Origin of the sequence: Bradyrhizobium sp. LA6.1, from assembly GCF_040547805.1 — a bacterium.
Taxonomy (GTDB): Bacteria; Pseudomonadota; Alphaproteobacteria; order Rhizobiales; family Xanthobacteraceae; genus Bradyrhizobium; species Bradyrhizobium barranii.
In genome coordinates this window covers 53350-69942 of record NZ_JBEPQK010000019.1, presented here as the reverse complement: position 1 = coordinate 69942, position 16593 = coordinate 53350, and the positions used below count along the sequence as shown (strand labels likewise).

Annotated in this window: 16 protein-coding genes; 8 read left to right on the top strand and 8 right to left on the bottom strand. The window is 65.2% G+C overall.

Annotated features, from left to right (window positions below; genetic code table 11):
* Nucleotides 1–50: 50 nt before the first annotated feature.
* A complete protein-coding gene (locus ABIB99_RS34820; RefSeq protein ID WP_354180006.1) occupies nt 51–371 on the bottom strand; it encodes a histone in 321 nt (106 codons plus the stop codon).
* A gap of 66 nt (nt 372–437) precedes the next feature.
* Nucleotides 438–1829, bottom strand: a complete 1392-nt coding sequence (locus ABIB99_RS34815) for a cryptochrome/photolyase family protein (protein WP_354180135.1) — start codon at nt 1827–1829, stop codon at nt 438–440.
* A 169-nt stretch (nt 1830–1998) separates the two neighbouring features.
* Between ABIB99_RS34815 and ABIB99_RS34810 the strand changes: the two genes are divergently transcribed.
* Entirely contained in the window at nt 1999–3729 is a 1731-nt protein-coding gene (locus ABIB99_RS34810; RefSeq protein ID WP_354180004.1) for a methyl-accepting chemotaxis protein, read from the top strand.
* 137 nt (nt 3730–3866) lie between these two features.
* Here the strand turns inward: ABIB99_RS34810 and ABIB99_RS34805 are convergent, their stop codons facing one another.
* Nucleotides 3867–4526, bottom strand: a complete 660-nt coding sequence (locus ABIB99_RS34805; protein WP_014494579.1) for a peroxiredoxin — start codon at nt 4524–4526, stop codon at nt 3867–3869.
* 381 nt (nt 4527–4907) lie between these two features.
* Here ABIB99_RS34805 and ABIB99_RS34800 point away from each other — a divergent pair, with 381 nt between their 5' ends.
* Nucleotides 4908–5480, top strand: a complete 573-nt coding sequence (locus ABIB99_RS34800) for a hypothetical protein (protein ID WP_028154483.1) — start codon at nt 4908–4910, stop codon at nt 5478–5480.
* Between the two features lie 70 nt (nt 5481–5550).
* Here ABIB99_RS34800 and ABIB99_RS34795 read toward each other — a convergent pair whose 3' ends face one another.
* Nucleotides 5551–7404, bottom strand: coding sequence for an alkaline phosphatase family protein (locus ABIB99_RS34795; RefSeq protein WP_354180001.1), 1854 nt, complete (start codon nt 7402–7404; stop codon nt 5551–5553).
* Nucleotides 7405–7918: 514 nt separating this feature from the next.
* Between ABIB99_RS34795 and ABIB99_RS34790 the strand changes: the two genes are divergently transcribed.
* Nucleotides 7919–8368: a hypothetical protein gene (locus tag ABIB99_RS34790; RefSeq protein ID WP_071912938.1), complete on the top strand. Its 450-nt coding sequence runs from the start codon at nt 7919–7921 to the stop codon at nt 8366–8368.
* A gap of 19 nt (nt 8369–8387) precedes the next feature.
* Here ABIB99_RS34790 and ABIB99_RS34785 read toward each other — a convergent pair whose 3' ends face one another.
* Complete coding sequence (locus tag ABIB99_RS34785) at nt 8388–9230, bottom strand: GNAT family N-acetyltransferase (RefSeq protein WP_354179999.1); 843 nt, start codon at nt 9228–9230, stop codon at nt 8388–8390.
* Nucleotides 9231–9330: 100 nt separating this feature from the next.
* Here ABIB99_RS34785 and ABIB99_RS34780 point away from each other — a divergent pair, with 100 nt between their 5' ends.
* Together ABIB99_RS34780 and ABIB99_RS34775 are read left to right on the top strand one after the other, a co-directional pair.
* The gene (locus tag ABIB99_RS34780) at nt 9331–10035 is read left to right on the top strand and encodes an SDR family oxidoreductase (RefSeq protein ID WP_014494589.1); all 705 of its coding nucleotides are present in this window, start codon (nt 9331–9333) and stop codon (nt 10033–10035) included.
* 272 nt (nt 10036–10307) lie between these two features.
* Entirely contained in the window at nt 10308–11144 is an 837-nt protein-coding gene (locus tag ABIB99_RS34775; protein ID WP_354179997.1) for an outer membrane protein, read from the top strand.
* A 68-nt stretch (nt 11145–11212) separates the two neighbouring features.
* Here ABIB99_RS34775 and ABIB99_RS34770 read toward each other — a convergent pair whose 3' ends face one another.
* Nucleotides 11213–12268, bottom strand: a complete 1056-nt coding sequence (locus tag ABIB99_RS34770; protein WP_354179995.1) for a serine hydrolase — start codon at nt 12266–12268, stop codon at nt 11213–11215.
* 281 nt (nt 12269–12549) lie between these two features.
* On the opposite strand from ABIB99_RS34770, the gene ABIB99_RS34765 reads away from it, so the two are divergent.
* The 3 genes from ABIB99_RS34765 to ABIB99_RS34755 all read left to right on the top strand — a co-directional run bounded on the left by ABIB99_RS34765 (nt 12550) and on the right by ABIB99_RS34755 (nt 14478).
* The gene (locus ABIB99_RS34765; protein WP_028152276.1) at nt 12550–12939 is read left to right on the top strand and encodes an ArsR/SmtB family transcription factor; all 390 of its coding nucleotides are present in this window, start codon (nt 12550–12552) and stop codon (nt 12937–12939) included.
* A complete protein-coding gene (locus tag ABIB99_RS34760; RefSeq protein WP_071912944.1) occupies nt 12939–13430 on the top strand; it encodes an SRPBCC family protein in 492 nt (163 codons plus the stop codon). Before ABIB99_RS34765 ends, ABIB99_RS34760 begins: the two co-directional genes overlap by 1 nt.
* A 205-nt stretch (nt 13431–13635) precedes the next feature.
* Entirely contained in the window at nt 13636–14478 is an 843-nt protein-coding gene (locus ABIB99_RS34755; protein ID WP_071912945.1) for a hypothetical protein, read from the top strand.
* Here ABIB99_RS34755 and ABIB99_RS34750 read toward each other — a convergent pair.
* Complete coding sequence (locus ABIB99_RS34750; RefSeq protein ID WP_063982664.1) at nt 14459–15145, bottom strand: response regulator; 687 nt, start codon at nt 15143–15145, stop codon at nt 14459–14461. The two genes, ABIB99_RS34755 and ABIB99_RS34750, sit on opposite strands and share 20 nt — an antisense overlap.
* Complete coding sequence (locus ABIB99_RS34745; protein ID WP_354179991.1) at nt 15142–16527, bottom strand: HAMP domain-containing sensor histidine kinase; 1386 nt, start codon at nt 16525–16527, stop codon at nt 15142–15144. Before ABIB99_RS34745 ends, ABIB99_RS34750 begins: the two co-directional genes overlap by 4 nt.
* Nucleotides 16528–16593 lie beyond the last annotated feature (66 nt).

The following is a 16593-nucleotide window of genomic DNA, read 5'->3' as shown; positions in this document are numbered from 1 at the left end:
GAGAAGTCTCCGGGCGCGCCCGTACCCGGAGACCTGCTCGAGCGCTGCGATCAGCGCTTGGCCTTCTTTTTCGACTTGGCTGCCTTCTTCGCAGACTTCCTGGTGGCCTTCTTTGCAGTCTTCTTGGCCGCTTTCTTCGACGACTTCTTTGCAGCCTTCTTCGAAGCTTTCTTCGCAGATTTCTTGGATGCCTTCTTGGTCGCCTTCTTGGCTTTCTTCTTGGAAGCCTTCTTCGGCGCTACTTTCTTCGCGACCTTCTTGGCGGCTTTCCTGACCTTCTTGACGGCGGTGACTGCGGCTTCGCTGGTTGCTTCCACGGCGGCGGTGATCGTGTCCAGCGCCTGTTCGGTGATCGGCTTCTCGTCGTCCATATCGTCCCCCACGGTTTGTATGGAGCGATGACGATAGCGGGTTTCAAAATCGAGTCAAAGCAGCGCTCAACCTTTGCGGATCTTTGCGTAGGCGGCGAGCGCGCGCTCGCGCCCCTTCGCGTGATCGACGATCGGCTGCGGATAGGTCTTGCCGAGCGTGACGCCCGCGCTCGCAAGCTCGATCGGTGATGCCTGCCAGGGTTGGTGGATCAGCTTGGCCGGCACGTCTTTCAGCTCGGGCACCCAGCGCCGGACATAGGCGCCATCAGGATCGAACTTCTCGCCCTGGAGAGTTGGATTGAACACGCGGAAATAGGGTGCGGCGTCGGCGCCGCAGCCGGCGACCCATTGCCAGTTGGCGGGATTGCTGCCGGCATCAGCATCGACCAGCGTGTCCCAGAACCAGCTCTCGCCGTCGCGCCAGTCGATCAGGAGATGCTTGACCAGGAAGGACGCCACCACCATCCGCACCCGGTTGTGCATCACGCCGGTGTGCCAGAGCTCGCGCAGGCCGGCATCGACGATGGGATAGCCGGTGCGTCCGCGCTGCCAGGCGGCGAGCGCTTTCTTGTCGCCCTTCCAGGGGAAGCCATCGAAATTCGTTTGCAGGTTTTCGGTGGCAAGGCTCGGGTGATCGTGGAGGAGGTGGCGGCAGAATTCGCGCCAGCCGAGCTCGCTCAGGAACTTTTCGACGCCGGGCCCGATCGCGGGATTCTCCGCTGCTGCAAAGCGCGCGGCGTGCCAGATCTGCCGCGGGCTGAGCTCGCCGAACCTCAAATGAGGCGACAGGCTTGAAGTCCCCTCGCGATCCGGACGGTCGCGATCGCCGACATAGACGCGCGCGGTGTGCTTGAGGAAGTCGCGGAGGCGTACGCGGGCCGAGGCTTCACCCGGCGTCCAGGTCTGGCGCAGGCCGCCAGCCCAGTCGGGCTTTGTCGGCTCGAGCGTCCAGCTCTCCAGCGCGTCGCTGGCGAGCTGCGGCGCGGGGCGTAGCTCCCGCGGTGCGGGCAGAGGCTTGGGCGGATTGCCCAGCGACAGCACCCGTCGCCAGAACGGCGTGAAGACGCGAAGGCCGCGGCCCTCCTTGTTGCGGATCGCCGAGGGTGGCACCAGCAAGTCGCCAGGGAAGCTCTGCGAGTCCACGCCGCGCTTTGCCAGCGCCGCTTCGAGCTCTTTCTCGACGGCCTGATGTGGCGCCTGCGCGACCCCGTTCCAGTAGACCATTGCGGCTCCGCTCTCGCGCGCTACTTCGGGGATCACCTTGGCCGCCGGCCCCTTGCGCAGGATCAGCGATCCGCCGCGCGTGGCGATCTCGGCGCCGAGCGCCCGCAGCGACTGCGCCAGCCACCAGCGCGTCGCACCGCCCGGCGCCCGTCCGGCCACCTCATCCATCACATAGAGGCAGATCACCGGCGCGCCTGTCTTCGCGGCAGCATGGAGGGCGGGATGGTCGGACAGGCGGAGGTCATCGCGGAACCAGACGATGACAGGCGGCGCGCTTGGCGTGGTCAGGGCAGGCCTCGTTTACAATTTGGCAAGCATGCCGCGTGCGGCGGTGTGAACCGTCGTTAATTCGGTCGTAAGCCGATTGCATGAATATGCAGGAATTCCGGGGGTAGTTCCATTCATGTCCAACCGTGCGACGGCAAAGTTCTTGCCGCAATTCAAGCTGGGTACCAAGGCCGTCCTGTGCGCCGTGCTGCTGATCGCCGTGAACACGGCGCTCGTGGTCGGCGCCGGCTACTGGTCGCTGACCTCCGCCTTCAACGATCGTGCGCTGCGCGACATCGAGGTCAATTTGCGCACGCTGGCCCTGGCTTTTGCCGAGGTCGTTCCCGACGCGAAGATCACGATGCGGGATGGCGGGGTGGCGCGCGCCGAGATTCCCAAAATGCCGGAGTTCAAGGATCACGCCATCGTCGATCGCGCGGTGTCCTATGTCGGCGGCAACGCGACCCTGTTCGTGTTCGATGATGCGAGCGGGCAGTTCGTCCGCCGCTCGACCAATGTGAAGAAGGAGAACGGCGACCGCGCTGTCGGGACCCAGCTTGCCGCCGATCATCCCGGGCAGGCCGTCCTGCGCCGCGGCGAGGCGTACAAGGGCCCGGCCACGCTGTTCGGCAAAACCTTTATGACCGCCTATTTCCCGGTCGCGGATGCCACCGGCAAGGTCGTCGGCATTCTCTATGTCGGCATCCCCATGGCGCAGTTCGAGAGCATGCTGACCCAGGCCATCGAGAGCATGGCGATTGCGGCCGGCATTGCCGCGCTCCTGGTCCTGGTCCTCACCTTGCTGGTCGTCCGCCGTATCACCAGGCCGCTCACCTCGGTCACGCGCTCGCTGACGGCGCTCGCCGAAGGCCAGAGCGACGTCGAGATCGATTGCGAGGATCGCGCCGACGAGATCGGCGAGATCGCCCGCACGGTCGCGGTGTTCAAGAGCAACTCGCTGGAGCGGGCGCGCCTGCGCAGCGAGCAGACCGCGGCCACGGCTGCCGCGGCGGAGCAGCGCAAGGCGGAGCTGCGCAATTTCGTCGAGCAGTTCCGCGGCAGCGTCGGCGGCATCCTCGACAAGGTGCTGAGCTCCTCCGGTGAGTTCGAGCGGGTGGCGCGGCAACTCACCGACACCGCACGCTCCACCGCCGATCTATCGGCGCAGTCGGCCGGCGCATCCGAGAACGCCTCCGAGCACGTGCGCACGGCGGCCTCGGCCTCCGACGAACTGTCTCAGTCGATCTCCGAGATCACCCGCCGGGTGCAGGAATCGAATGAGATCTCCGCCGAGGCGGTACGGCAGGCCGAAGCCACCGACCAGCGCATGGCGCAGCTCTCGGAAGCGGGGGCGCGCATCGGCGACGTCGTCAAGCTGATCACCTCGATCGCCGAGCAGACCAATCTTCTGGCGCTGAACGCCACCATCGAGGCCGCGCGTGCCGGGGACGCCGGTCGCGGCTTCGCGGTGGTGGCCCAGGAGGTCAAGACGCTCGCCGGCCAGACCGCCAAGGCGACAGACGAGATCTCGAACCAGATCGCCAGCATGCAGCTTGCAACGGAGGAATCGGTCACCGCCATCAAGGCGATCGGCCAGACCATCGAGCGCATCAGCGGCATCGCGGGCTCGATCTCGGCCGCCGTCGAGCAGCAGAGGAGTGCCACCCACAACATCGCGGCCAGCGTTCGCGCTGCGGCCTCGGGCACCGCCGATGTCGCGGTCAATGTCCGTCATGCAGCCAAGGGCGCGAGCGAGACGGGGGAGACCTCGAGCCGGATGTTTGCCTCTGCCCAGGCACTGTCAGGCGAGAGCCTGCATCTGAAAGCCGAGGTCGACAGCTTCCTCGACCGCGTGCACGCGGCCTGATCCAACTCGGTCATTTCCGGGGCGGTCCGAAGGACCGAACCCTGGTGCGCATTGCGCACCAGGGAATCTCTAGATCCCGGGTTCTGACGCATCGCCCGGGATGACTTTTTGCGGTCGCTATCCGCGATCGCCAAAAGTCACTTCGGCTGCGGCACGATGCGGATGTAGGGCTTCGGTTCCTTCCAGCCCTGCGGATAGATCGTCTTCGCCTCGTCGTTGGAAACCGAGCCGGCGATGATGACGTCCTCGCCCTGCGTCCAGTCGGCCGGCGTGGCGACGCGATGCTTCGCCGTCAGCTGAAGCGAGTCGATGACGCGCAGGATCTCCTGAAAATTCCGGCCTGTGGTCATCGGATAGACCAGCACCAGCTTGATCTTCTTGTCCGGCCCGATGATGAAGACGTTGCGGACGGTCTGGTTGTCGGCCGGCGTGCGGGTGAGGGGATCGCCCGAGGTCGAGGCCGGCAACATCTCGTAGAGCTTCGACACGTTGAAGTCGGTGTCGCCGATCATCGGGTAGTTGGGGGCGGCACCTTGCGTCTCCTTGATGTCCTCCGACCATTTGGAATGGCGGTCGACCGGATCGACCGAAAGGCCCATCAGCTTGACGCCACGCTTGTCGAATTCCGGCTTCAGCTTGGCAAGCGCGCCGAGCTCGGTCGTACAAACCGGCGTGAAGTCCTTGGGGTGAGAGAACAGGAGAGCCCAGCTATTGCCAATCCAGTCATGGAACTTGATCTTCCCTTCGGTGGTCTCGGCTTCGAAGTCGGGCGCGGTGGTGCCGATCGGGAGTGTCATGGTTCTACCTCATCTCATTGAATTTACTTGGTAATTTATCTTCGGCCGTCGCGGTCAGTATAGGGTCTTCGCGGCCCTAAGTGAACCGCTTCAAGTAAAATGTGAATTTCTTCTCTGAAGGGCCGATTTCCTAGCACCTTTCTGTTACAGCCGCGCCTGCGACGAAACATCTCGACCGGAGCCGTACGGTCTCGATTGCCCCCATAAAGCCTTTTATGACCCGCATCACGCTCGCCCCGACGCCTCCGGAACCGAAATGGTCCTCGTAGCGACTAATCGGCAACCATTGAGAAAAGTCGCGATCCCCATATCGAATCATTAACCACCCCTTTACGCCCGCATGAAAATGCTGGTCGATCAGAAGAAATCTGGAAGTGAACTATGTCTGCCGCTGCGCATAAGTCTGTTGAGTCGCCGTCCCTCGAACCGTCCTGCCGCGATACCGCGGCTCATGCATTGACCGTCGTGCGCGACGGCGTGATCACGGGCGAAGGCCCGACCACCAAGGGCCGGGTCCACTTTTCCCGCTCGCTCGATGCCGATGACACCGCCTGGTGCGCGCGCATCCTGACCGCCACGGCCGTCAACGACCAGCCGGTCAGCCGCGCCGAAGCCGAGGCGCTGTTCGAGATCAATGAAGCCGCAACCGAGCGCACCGATGGCGGCCGGTTCGACGACCTGCTCGCCAAGGCCGTTGCCCATTACGCCGCGAGCGCCTCGGGCCTGAAGGTGCCGCCGCGCAGCGTCGCGCTGTCGGCAGAGTCCGAGATCGAGAGCTGGGCGCCGTCCTACGCCGCCAAGGTCAACAGCGAGATGCTGGAGTGGATCGCCGGACAGATGCGCGGCAAGCGCCAGAACAACCGTCGCCTGATGGCGATGGTGGCGACCTTCCTGGGCGCCACTGCGCTGCCTTTGGCGGGCCAATTGCCGAACGTATTCGACATCGGCATGTAAAAGATCTGGGAATGTAAGAGTTAGACAAGACTGTCGCGCCCCTTGCGAGGCGCGACAGACAACGGCGGGGTTATTTCCCCGCCGTTTTTTGTTTGCCGGCGTCCGGCTCGAGCCCGAGCGTGCGGCCCGGGAAACCGGCGGCGTCGAAATAGCGCTGGCTGCCGACGCGCTGGAAGTTCAGCACGGTCGCCAGGCCGCCCTCTGCGGGCTTGGACTTCAGCGTGCCGGTATAGGCCTTCGGCACGATGCCGTTGGGCAGGGCCTCCGACATCACGCGGCCGACAAGGCCGCCGTTCTGCGGGCCGCGCAGGCCCATGAGCTGGGCGGCCGTCATGCCGACGTCGGCATTGCTGACCGGGATCTGGCTGACATAGCCGGCTTTGAAGTCCGGACCGATCGCGGCCATGAAGTTCATGGTGTCGCCGCGGCTGAAGCTGCCATGCATGCCCTGGCCCTGGCGCAGCACGGTGTCGGCGACCTGCACCGAGCAGTTGGTCGGCGCCTCACCGCAATCGCTGGCATAGGAGCGGAAATTGACGACGATCGCCGGCGTTGGCGTCGCCGACTTGCCGCGCAGATTGATGCTCGACAGCGGCAGGGTACCGGGGATGCGGCCGAGCGAGTCGTCCACGAACAGGCCGGAGACGTAATCCTGCTCGAGCAACGCCTTGACGGTCTTGACCGCCAGCTTCTTGTCCTTGTTCGGCAGGTAGATCAGGTCCGAGCCGCCATTGGTGGCGACGACGAGGTCAGGCTTGGTCGGATCCTTGCCGAGCACGCCGTTGCCGGCCTTCGGATGGGCGTTGCCGGTGACGGCGGCGTTCTTGTCGTTGGGGTCGAACAGCGGCAGGTCGAGCGCCTTGGCGAGGTCGATCGCCAAAAAGCCCATCGGCAAAAAGTCCTTCGGCGTGTCGTCATAGCTGACCTTGGCCGAGGGGCTGGTCTTGCTCTCCTTGGAGATGGTCGAGAAGCCGTGGTCGGCCTGGATCATGATGTTGGTATTCGCGGCCAGCCCGAGGTCGTCGAGCGCCTTGCGGAGCTGGGCGAGGTTGTTGTCGGCGTTCTTGATGCTCGCCATCGTGCTCGGGCCGTTGATGCCCGGCTTGATCTGGTTGAGGCTGTCGCCCTGGTTGTGCTGGGTGCCGTCAGGGTCGCGCGACCAGAACACCAGCACGAACGGCTTGTTGCGCGCCTTGAACATCGGCAGCACGGCCTTGGCGGCGACGTCGGCGAAATAAGCCTGCTGCGCGACGTTGGCGACGACGGTGCCGGGCGTCTTGGCATCGCCCGCCTTGGAATTGTCGCCGCGCGGTGGCGTGGCGAGGGGCAGGCCGGCCTTGGTCAGCGCGTCCTTCACCTCGTCCGACAGCGCCACGCCGTTCTTGCCGCCGGTGGAGTCGTCGAACACGACCGAATGCAGGCCGGCCTTTTCGGGCTTGTCAGTGTGGTCGAACTGGTAGGTTGGACCGACCTTGCCGATCGCCGCGGTGCTGAAGCCCTTGTCGCGGGCCATCTTCAGAATCGTCTCTTCGTTGAGATAGTCGCCCTTGAAATGCTCGTCGATGTCGCCGAGCACGGCGTCGTTCTCGATGAAGGGGACGACGGTGTCGCCGGCGGGGACGGACGTGTAGTTGGTCCAGATCGTGTTGGAGAACACGCCGGTGTCGCCGAGATAGTGACCGGTCGACATCGCCGAGCCGTTGGCCATGGTGAAGGTCGGGAAGAGCGAATGCGGGTTCTTGAAATTGACGCCCTTGTCACGGACCTCGGCCATCGCCGGCGCGGTCTCAGGCGTCACCTTCAGCGCGCGCAGACCATCGGGGATGAAGAGGATCAGGTTGCGGGGCGTGTTGTTCTGGGCGGAGGCTAGTCCGGTGGACAAGACTGTCAGTCCGGCGGACAGCAACACCAGTGAACGGCGCATCGAAATCTCCTGCGGTGAGGCGGCAATGGCCGCGACCGCGGCCCCCGGCCATCGTTTAGTTTTGCTGCATGACAGTTTTGTTACAAGGCCCAAGGAGCAAGCAGAAGTGACGGGGAGGTGACCAGGCACCCACGGATGGGGCGTTGTCGGGCACGAGATCGCAGTTGTTGCGCTCAGCCGCCTCGACGCCGTCACTGCGAGGGCACCGAAGCAATCCGGAATTCCTCCGCGGCATGACCCTGGATTGCTTCGCTGCGCTCGGGGAGGAGGCGACTTCAAGCAAAATTGCCGCCGCCAAATTCGGCGAGCGCGATCAACTCCGATCAACGGGTCATGAGGACTACCCCGGAACGAAGTGTCTGAAATCAGCACAGAATCCCGGGCGACTTGCCGCACCAAGCTCCCTGTTAATCCCGTGCCTTAACCAACAATTAATTATACGTTTGCGGGTGGGTGACGGCCCGGCCTAGCGTGCGGTGGGGAGCCGCCGAAGCCAAACGAGTTGGTGCGTATCATGATGTCCAGATCATATGGGGCGCTCTTCGCCTCGCTCAGCGCAGCCGCGCTGCTCCTGTCTGCCAATGACGGTTTTGCCAGGCCCGGCGCCACCGCCACCGCCGCGCACGGGATGGCCGCCGCGCCTTCCGGCGCGATCGCGCGTCCGCAGATCGGTCCTGGCGCCCGGTTCCGCGGCCGCAACACGCCTTGGGTCTATTGGCCAGGCGGCGGCGGGTTCTACGACAACGCAGGCTATAACCAGCCTTTCGTCGATGCCGGGCAGCCGGCCTCCACCGACGTGCGTTACACCTATACGTACGACGTTCCCTGGGACTGGACCCATCGCTTCCCGCCGAATGTGGTGCCGTCCGACCGGCCCTATGTGCCGAGCTGCCCGACGGAGCAGGTGACGGTGCCCGGCCGCGGCGGCGCCGAGCACACGGTCAACATCATGCGCTGCTACTGAGCGGCGTCGTCCCGCCCAGCTAGCCCAGTTCAAAACTGGTCACGCCGAAGACGCGGTCGATCCGCAGCGGCGGGATCGGCCCTGTGTACATCCGCGCCGTCTCGAACACCGGCTTGAGCCCGAGCGATTCCGCGAGCGCAATGGCCTCGCGATTGATCGCGGGGACGTCGAGGAAGACTTCGCCGCCGCCTGCGCTCGCCAGCAGCGCCTGCACGATCGCTTCCGCCGCTCCGCGGTCGTCGGCGACGAGCGGGCCGATCTTGTGGCCGGTCCGGCAGGGCCGGATCACCCCCCATGCCGCGAGCTTGCCGTCGCGCAGCAGCGCGCCGCCGAGATGGCCTGATGTGTTGATCCAGGCGCGCAGGAAGGTGCTGCGCGCGGCCGGGAAGACGGTCGCGTCGTCGGCTTCAACGAGCGCGAACGGGACATTGTCGAGCGCGACGATTTCGGCGGGCGGATTCGGCAGCGCGGCGACGATGCCGCCGTAGCGGATATTGGCGTAGGCAAGCTGGAAGCCGGACTTCTTGTAATTATCCTGCTGCGCGACGACGCCGTCGAGCCCGATCACGCGGGCGCCCGCATGTGCGATCGCGGCGTTCCAGATGCGCAGGCCGTGGCCCGCGCCGCGAAAGCCTGAGCGCACGATGTAGAAGCCGAGGAAGGCGAAGCGATCATCGTAATTGACGCAGGAGATTGTTGCGACCGGCTCGCCGTCGATCTCGCCGACGAAGAAGCCTTTCGCGTCCGGGATGGCGAAACAGGCGGCGTCGCCGAGGCCCGGATTCCAGCCCTCGGCCGCGGCCCAGTCGACGGCGATGGCGATCTCCTCGGGGCGCAAATTGCGGATCTGCAGATCGCTCATGATGGATGCCTTCGGCGGTGGACCTGACGGTAGGTCCGGCGGTAGAAGGCCTCATGATAGGCCGGGCCCGGGGCTCGCCTCAACACAGGGATGATCGGTCATGGCAGCAGAGAAGGTCGCACTTGTCACGGCTGGCGGCAGCGGCATGGGGGCAGGGGCTGCGCGGCGGCTCGCGGCCGACGGCTTTCGCGTCGCGATCCTGTCGTCCTCCGGCAAGGGCGAGGCGCTGGCAGTCGAGCTCGGCGGCCTCGGCGTCACCGGCTCCAACAAGTCGAACGATGATCTGAAGCGGCTCGTCGACGGAGCGATGGCCAAATGGGGACGCATCGACGTGCTCGTCAACAGCGCCGGCCACGGGCCGCGCGCGGCGATCACGGAGATCACCGACGAGCAGTGGCACACCGGCCTCGACACGTATCTCCTCAACGTGATCCGTCCGACCCGGCTGGTGACGCCGGTGATGCAGGCGCAGAAGAGCGGCGCCATCATCAACATCTCGACCGCCTGGGCGTTCGAGCCGAGCGCGATGTTCCCGACCTCCGCGGTGTTCCGCGCGGGCCTCGCCGCCTTCACGAAGATCTTCACCGACACCCATGCCGCCGACAACATCCGCATGAACAACGTGCTGCCGGGCTGGATCGACAGCCTGCCGCAGCTGGATGCGCGGCGCGACAGTGTGCCGATGAAGCGCTACGGCAAGGTCGAAGAGGTTGCGGCGACGGTGTCGTTCCTGGCGTCCGAGGGTGCCGCCTACATCACCGGCCAGAATATCCGCGTCGATGGTGGACTGACGCGCTCGGTGTGAGTCGGCGCGCGGCTTCGCCCATTCTGCACTTGTCGTAACGCGACGCGCGGCTTGCGTAGTGCGCCGCTGCGGCGGGGCGACGCGTGGCGTTCGGGTCACACTCGTCGCTGGTCTTGCGCGATAAGTCACTGACTACGTCACAGTCCATACGAACTGCGCCGCAGACCGAGACGAACACACATGCTCCGCCTATTCCCGATCTGCGCCGGATGGCTCCCATCTGCGCGCATCGAAAACGCGATCGTCAATCGCGTGGGGCATGGAGACTCGGAATGAACAAGTTTTTGCTGGCGGTCGCTTCAATTGTGCTCGGCACCGCATCCGCGCAGGCCGCCGATCTCGCCGCGCAATATACCAAGGCGCCGGTGATGGCGCCGGCCTACAATTGGACCGGCTTTTACGTCGGCGGCAATGTCGGCGGGCAGTGGGGCAGCGCCGATCTGAACACCTCGACCATCTGGACGCCGGCCGGCTATTTCGGCGCCAGCAGCGTTCCCGCTATCAATGCGGTCGGCGCCCAGGGCGTCAACAGCTCCAGCGTGACCGGCGGCTTCACCGCAGGCTATAACTGGCAGGTGAACCACGCCGTGCTCGGCCTCGAAGGCGACATCAACTATTTCGGCTTCAAGGGCAGCGCGACCGGCACGGCCTTGTATCCCTGCTGCGCGCCGGACACCTTCACTGTCAATTCATCGGTCTCAGCCGACTGGCTTGCCACCATTCGCGGTCGCATCGGTTTCCTCGCGGCTCCGACCTGGCTGATCTACGGCACAGGCGGTGCAGCGATTGCCGAGGTGAAGGGTAATTTCAACTTCACCGACACGTTCATCGGTGGCGCGACCGAATCCGGAACGATCCGCGATACCCGCGTCGGCTGGACCGCAGGCGTCGGCACCGAATATGCGTTCGGCGGCGGCTGGTCGCTCAAGGCCGAATATCTCTATGTCGATCTCGGCAGCGTGTCGGCAACCAGCACCAATCTCGTGACTTTCGCAGGCACCACGCCGTCTCCGAGCAACGTCTACACCCACTCGGTCGATCTCAAGTCGAACATCGTGCGCGTCGGCGTGAACTACAAGTTCGGCGGACCGGTCGTCGCCAGGTACTGAGCATCCCGTTCCTGATCTGGCGCGGAAAGCCCCGGCTCTGCCGGGGCTTTCTGTTGCGAGGGGACGGTTCAGTGCGAGGCGACGAGCTTCGCCAGCGCGGGCAGGATCTTGTAGCGAACGATCTCGTGCGGATATTCGCCGCGATTGGCGAGCAGGACGAAGCCGATCTGCCTGATAGGGACGAGGCCGAGATAGCCGGAGGCATTGTTGAGGCCGCCGGGCTTGTCGACGATGGTGGCGTCGGGGAGGTGGACCGTCTCCCATGCCATGCCTTGTCCGAACTTGTCGTCGACGCGGAAGGTCTCGCGCTGCGTCATCTGCAGCGCCTCGCGCAAATGTGGATCGACCGAGCGGCCGTCGACGCAGGCCGCAACGAAGGTCGCGAGATCCCGCGCGGACGAAAACATCTGGCCGGCGCCGGGAAAGTCGAAATAGCTCTGCTGGTTGCCGGGTGGGCCGATCGCCATGCCCTGATCCGAATAGCCTTGCACGACGCGCTGCATCCACGCCGTGTCCATGACGGCGCGGTTGTCCTCGCCGCGCTCCGGCAGAGAGGTCGCATTCATGCCGATCGGCCCAAGGATGCGCTCTTCGAACAGGGGTGCGATCGGAGCGCCGTAGCAGCGCTCGAGCAGGAGCTGAAGCAGCACGTAACAGGCATGGCTGTAGATGCGCTGCTTGCCGGGCGCCTCGCCCGCCTGCGGCTCGAAGGCGTTGAACATGTCGATGAACTGCGCCCGCGAGAACGAGTCGTTCGGCCAGGGTGGATGGTCGGTCGACAGCAGCATGCCCGACGTGTGCGTGGCGAGCTGGCCGACGGTGACGCGGCGGACATAGTCTCCGGTGAGCTCGGGCAGATATTTCGGCAGGCGGTCGTCGAGCCGCAATTCACTCCGGAGCGAGCCCAGCGCCACCAGCGTCGCCTCGAACGGTTTGCGCAGCGAACCAAGGTTGAACAGCGTGTCCGGTGTGACCGGTCGTCGCGTGGCGTCGTCGGCGAAGCCGTAGTTGAAGAACTCGACATGGCGGCCGGCATAGAGCGCGGCGGCGAGGCCGCCCGGCTGGTCCGGCGTCGCGGTCGGCGCCAGCTCGTTGGCGACGATGTCGCGCATCTGCGCGATCATGTCGGAATCCGCGGATGCGCGGCGCGGCCAGGCCAACACGAGGGGAACCAGCGCAGCCCGCGCGAGGGCCCGCCGGGTGAGGTGTGATGAGGTGACAACAGACGGCACGGCTCTGACGCATGATGCGATGCGCCCCCTCTCTCTTCTAACGGCGAGGGCTGCGTGTCCCAATTCACGATTGCGCGTTGTGGGTTCCGTCGGTGGGGGCCTTGCGGAAAATTACTTAGCTTGTGAGCTAACAATTATTGACGCAGGGCGGTGGCGGGCCTATAGTTAGCTTCATGGCTAACCAATTATCCCAGCTCGACCAGATCTTCGCAGCCCTCGCTGATCCCACAAGGCGGGCGATCGTGATGCGGCTCTGTGCCGGCGAGGCGTCGGTCGGCGAGCTCGCCGATCCGTTCGAGATGGCGCTGCCGAGCTTCATGAAACACATCCATGTGCTGGAGACGAGCGGGCTCGTTCAGTCGGAGAAATCCGGCCGCGTGCGCACCTGCCGTCTCAGCCCGGACGCGCTCGTCGGCGCGGAGGACTGGTTCCAGCAGCAGCGCGCGATCTGGGAGGCGCGGCTCGACCGGTTCGAGGCTTACGTCTTGCAACTGAAGAAAGAGAAGGAGAGGGCGGCCGCCAAGCGACCGTCCCGCACAACCAAACGGAAAGGTTCTGAGTGATGACGAATTCTGCCAATCCCGCTCTGTCGCAATGGTCGATCGACCGCGAGATCGTGATGTCGCGCGTGATCGACGCGCCGCGCGATCTGGTGTTCGAGGCGTGGTCCGATCCAAAACATCTCCCGCAATGGTTCGGGCCGAAGGGTTTCAAGATCGAGACCTTCGAGATCGACGTGCGCGTCGGCGGCGTCTGGCGCTTCAACATGATCGGTCCTGACGGCACCGTCTATCCGAACCGCATGCGCTTCCGCCGCATCGAGCGGCCGTCGCTGATGGAGATGGATCACGGCGTCGACCAGGATGATGATCCCGGCATGTTCCGCTTCACCCTCACCTTTGCCGAGCAGAGCAACGGCAAGACCGTGCTGATGATGCGGCAACTGGCCTCGAGCACCGAGCAGCGCGACGGCATGATCGGCTTCGGTGCCGTCGAATACGGCTACCAGACGCTGGACAAGCTCGCGGCGTATGTTGGTGGGATGAAGAAATAGAATCCCCAGCGTTATTCCGGGGGCCTCGAAGAGGCGCCCCGGAATAAGCTCGGAAACGCATGGGGAGAGCAGTCGCCTTCGCGAATATGACAGCGCGCCGGTCAATTATGACAGCGCCATAACGTAGATTTTTGTCGCGTCGTGCCGCCGATTTATGACAGAATTGCTACCACTAAATGTCATATCGGTTACGGCGGAGCGATTCATGTTGCAGTGGCAGGCGCGGTCAAATCCCCTCGCGTGGTGGTGGGGGTCCCTGACGCTTGTCAGCAGTGCCAACATTCTCGTCTGGTTCATGCTGTACCGCGAGTTCTATCCGACGGTTGCCGGCAGCGCCGGCGGCGGTTCGGATATCGGGCTGATGTTCCTGCTCTGCGCCGGCTATGTATTCGGTTGCGCGTTCCGATCGTTCCTGCCGCGCGCCGACGTGCAGCGCATCTGCCTGTTCGACACCTGGCTCTCCAGCGTCTTCGTCGGCCGCACCGTCGCGACCGTGGCCGAACTGTGCTTCGTCGCGCAATGGGCGATCATCCTGCATCAGCTAGGTCACATGACGGGGGCGGAGACCGCGGTCAACATCGCGCTGGTGATCGTGCCTATCATCATCATCGCGGAGTGCTTCTCCTGGTACGCGGTCGTCACCACGAACTTCCTCTACAACGCGATCGAGAATTCGCTGTGGGCGGTGACGTTTTTCCTCGCCGGCATCGCGCTGTGCCGCCTCATGCCGGAATTCCAGGGACCGGTGCGCTGGGCGCTGATCGCCGGCATCGTCGGCATCGCCTGCTTCCTCGCCTTCCTCGTCACCGTCGACGTGCCGATGTATCTCAGCCGCTGGCGGGCAGGGCATCAAGAGGGCAACAAGCTCCTCGGCTTCCTCGAAGGCCTGCATGACGTCGCGACGCGCTGGGTGGTGACCCACGACATCGCGCACTGGAAGGGCGAGCTGACCTGGATGTTCCTGTATTTCACCGCTGCGGTGTGGTCGAGCCTCGCGCTCTGCGCGCTCTACGCCATGGAAGGCTATCTCACGCGTTATCTGGCCTGAGCGACCGGGCTTCGCCGAGATCGGCCTGCGTCAGCAGGCCTTGCCGCAGCGCCAGCCGGACCAGCTCGATGTCGGAGCCGACGCCGAGCTTGTCCTTGATCAGCGAATGCAGGTTCGCCACCGTCTTCGGGCTGACGTGGAGCGTCTCGGCGATCTCCTCCGTCGTGTTCTCGGCGAGCAGCAGCCGCAGCACCTCGAACTCGCGCGGCGTGAGGACGTCGGCGGCCGAGCTCTCGCCGCTGATGCGGCTGAGCGCGAGCTCGTGGTCGATGTCGGGGCTGATGGCGATCTTGCCGGCGAGCACGTCCATCACGGCGCGCACCAGCGTCTCGGGCGGGCTGGTCTTGGTGACATAGCCCCGCGCGCCGGCGCGGATCGCCTGCACGGCGAAGCCGGCATTCTCGTGCATGGTGAAGACGAGGATCCGTGCCGCCTTGTCCCATTGCCTGATGCGCCTGACGGCCTCGATGCCGCCGATGCCGGGCATGCTCAGATCCATGATGACAAGGTCGGGCGCCTCGGATTTGAAGAGACGGTAGGCCTCGGCGCCGTCGGCGGCTTCGGCGACGACGCGAAGCCCGGGCTGCTTCTGGAGCACGGAGCGATAGCCCTCGCGGACGACGGAATGGTCGTCGACCAGCAGAATGGTCGCATCGGCCGCGCTCATGCCGCGCGCTCCAGTGGCTGCCGATCGAGGCCTGCAAGCGGAATGACCACGCGCAGCGCGGAGCCGCCGTTCGGCGCGGCCTCGAAGCTCAACTGGCCGCGCAAGGCCGCGACGCGCTCGCGCATGCCGAGCAGGCCCATTCCGGATTTTGCGACGGGATCGTTCGACCGTCCGTCGTCGTCGATCGCAAGTGCGATCTCGTCGGCACGCATCGCAAGCTCCAGGCTTACCCGCGTGGCGCCGGCATGCTTGGCGGCATTGGTGAGTGCCTCCTGCACGATACGGTACAGGCTCGCGCTGATCGTAGCGGGCAGGGTCGCGAACGCACCGTCGAAACGGATCGAAAAGCGTGTCTGGCCGCGGCTACGCCCGTTCCAGCCCGCGACCAGGCCTTCGAGGCTCGCCACGAGCCCGAGCTCCTCGACATCAGGCGGGCGCAGCCGGAACAGCGCGCCGCGCAGCGTCTCCATCATGCCGGCTGCGGTCCGCGCGATGCCGTCGCACTCGCTAAGCAGGGAGGGGCAGTCCTGTACGGCAGTCTGGCGGGCGGAGGAGGCGAGCGCGCGGATGGCGGCCAGCGACTGGCCGAACTCGTCATGCAGCTCGCGCGCGAGATGGCGGCGCTCCTCGTCCTGGAGTGCGATCAGTTTCCGCGTCAGCTCGCTGCGCTCGGCCAGCGCGGTGTCGAGGCTTTCGGCGAGATGGTTGAAGACGTCGCGGATCGCCGACAGCTCGGCGAGATCGAACGGCGGCAGCCGCGTCGACAGGTCATTGGCGGCGATCCGTTCGAGGCCGGAGCGAATCATGCGGGTTGGGCGCAGCGCACGCGCCAGTGCGGCGTAGACCAGGACGCACAACAGTGGCAGTGCGATCGCAAGCGCGAGCATCAGCCGGCCGGCCTCGTGCCAGGCGTCGGCCGTCTGCACGGCCGGGTCGACCGAGACCACGGTCTCGCCGAGCTTCGTTCCGCGCACGATCACGGGCCGTGCCGCCTCGCGGCCGGGGTCGAACAGGCTGCGATAGAAAGCCACGAAGACTTGCGGCGGCGGGTTCGCCGGGATCGGCGCGCCACTGCAGAATCGCTGGATGATGTCGCCGCTCACACCGCGGAACGCCAGGCACAGGCCGGGCGTCATCACATAGGCCGAAACGGGGTCGAGGTTGGGAAAGTCCGACCGCGGGCTAGCCACCCACTGGATCTTGCCCTGTTGCAGCTCCAGCGTCTTGGCCACGATGGCGGCGATGTCGTCGAGGCGCGCATGGGCCGCGCGGTCGGCGGTGATGAGGAAATAGGCGGAGATCGCGGCGAAGCACGCGGCCGATATGGCGGCCACGCGCAACGTCAGACGGACCTTGAGATCGAACCTCGGGCGGTTCCACATCGGCGGGCACCTGGCGCGAACGGAATTGTCGCCCCGGCATTAAACGGCAGAACGCAAGCGGCGGAA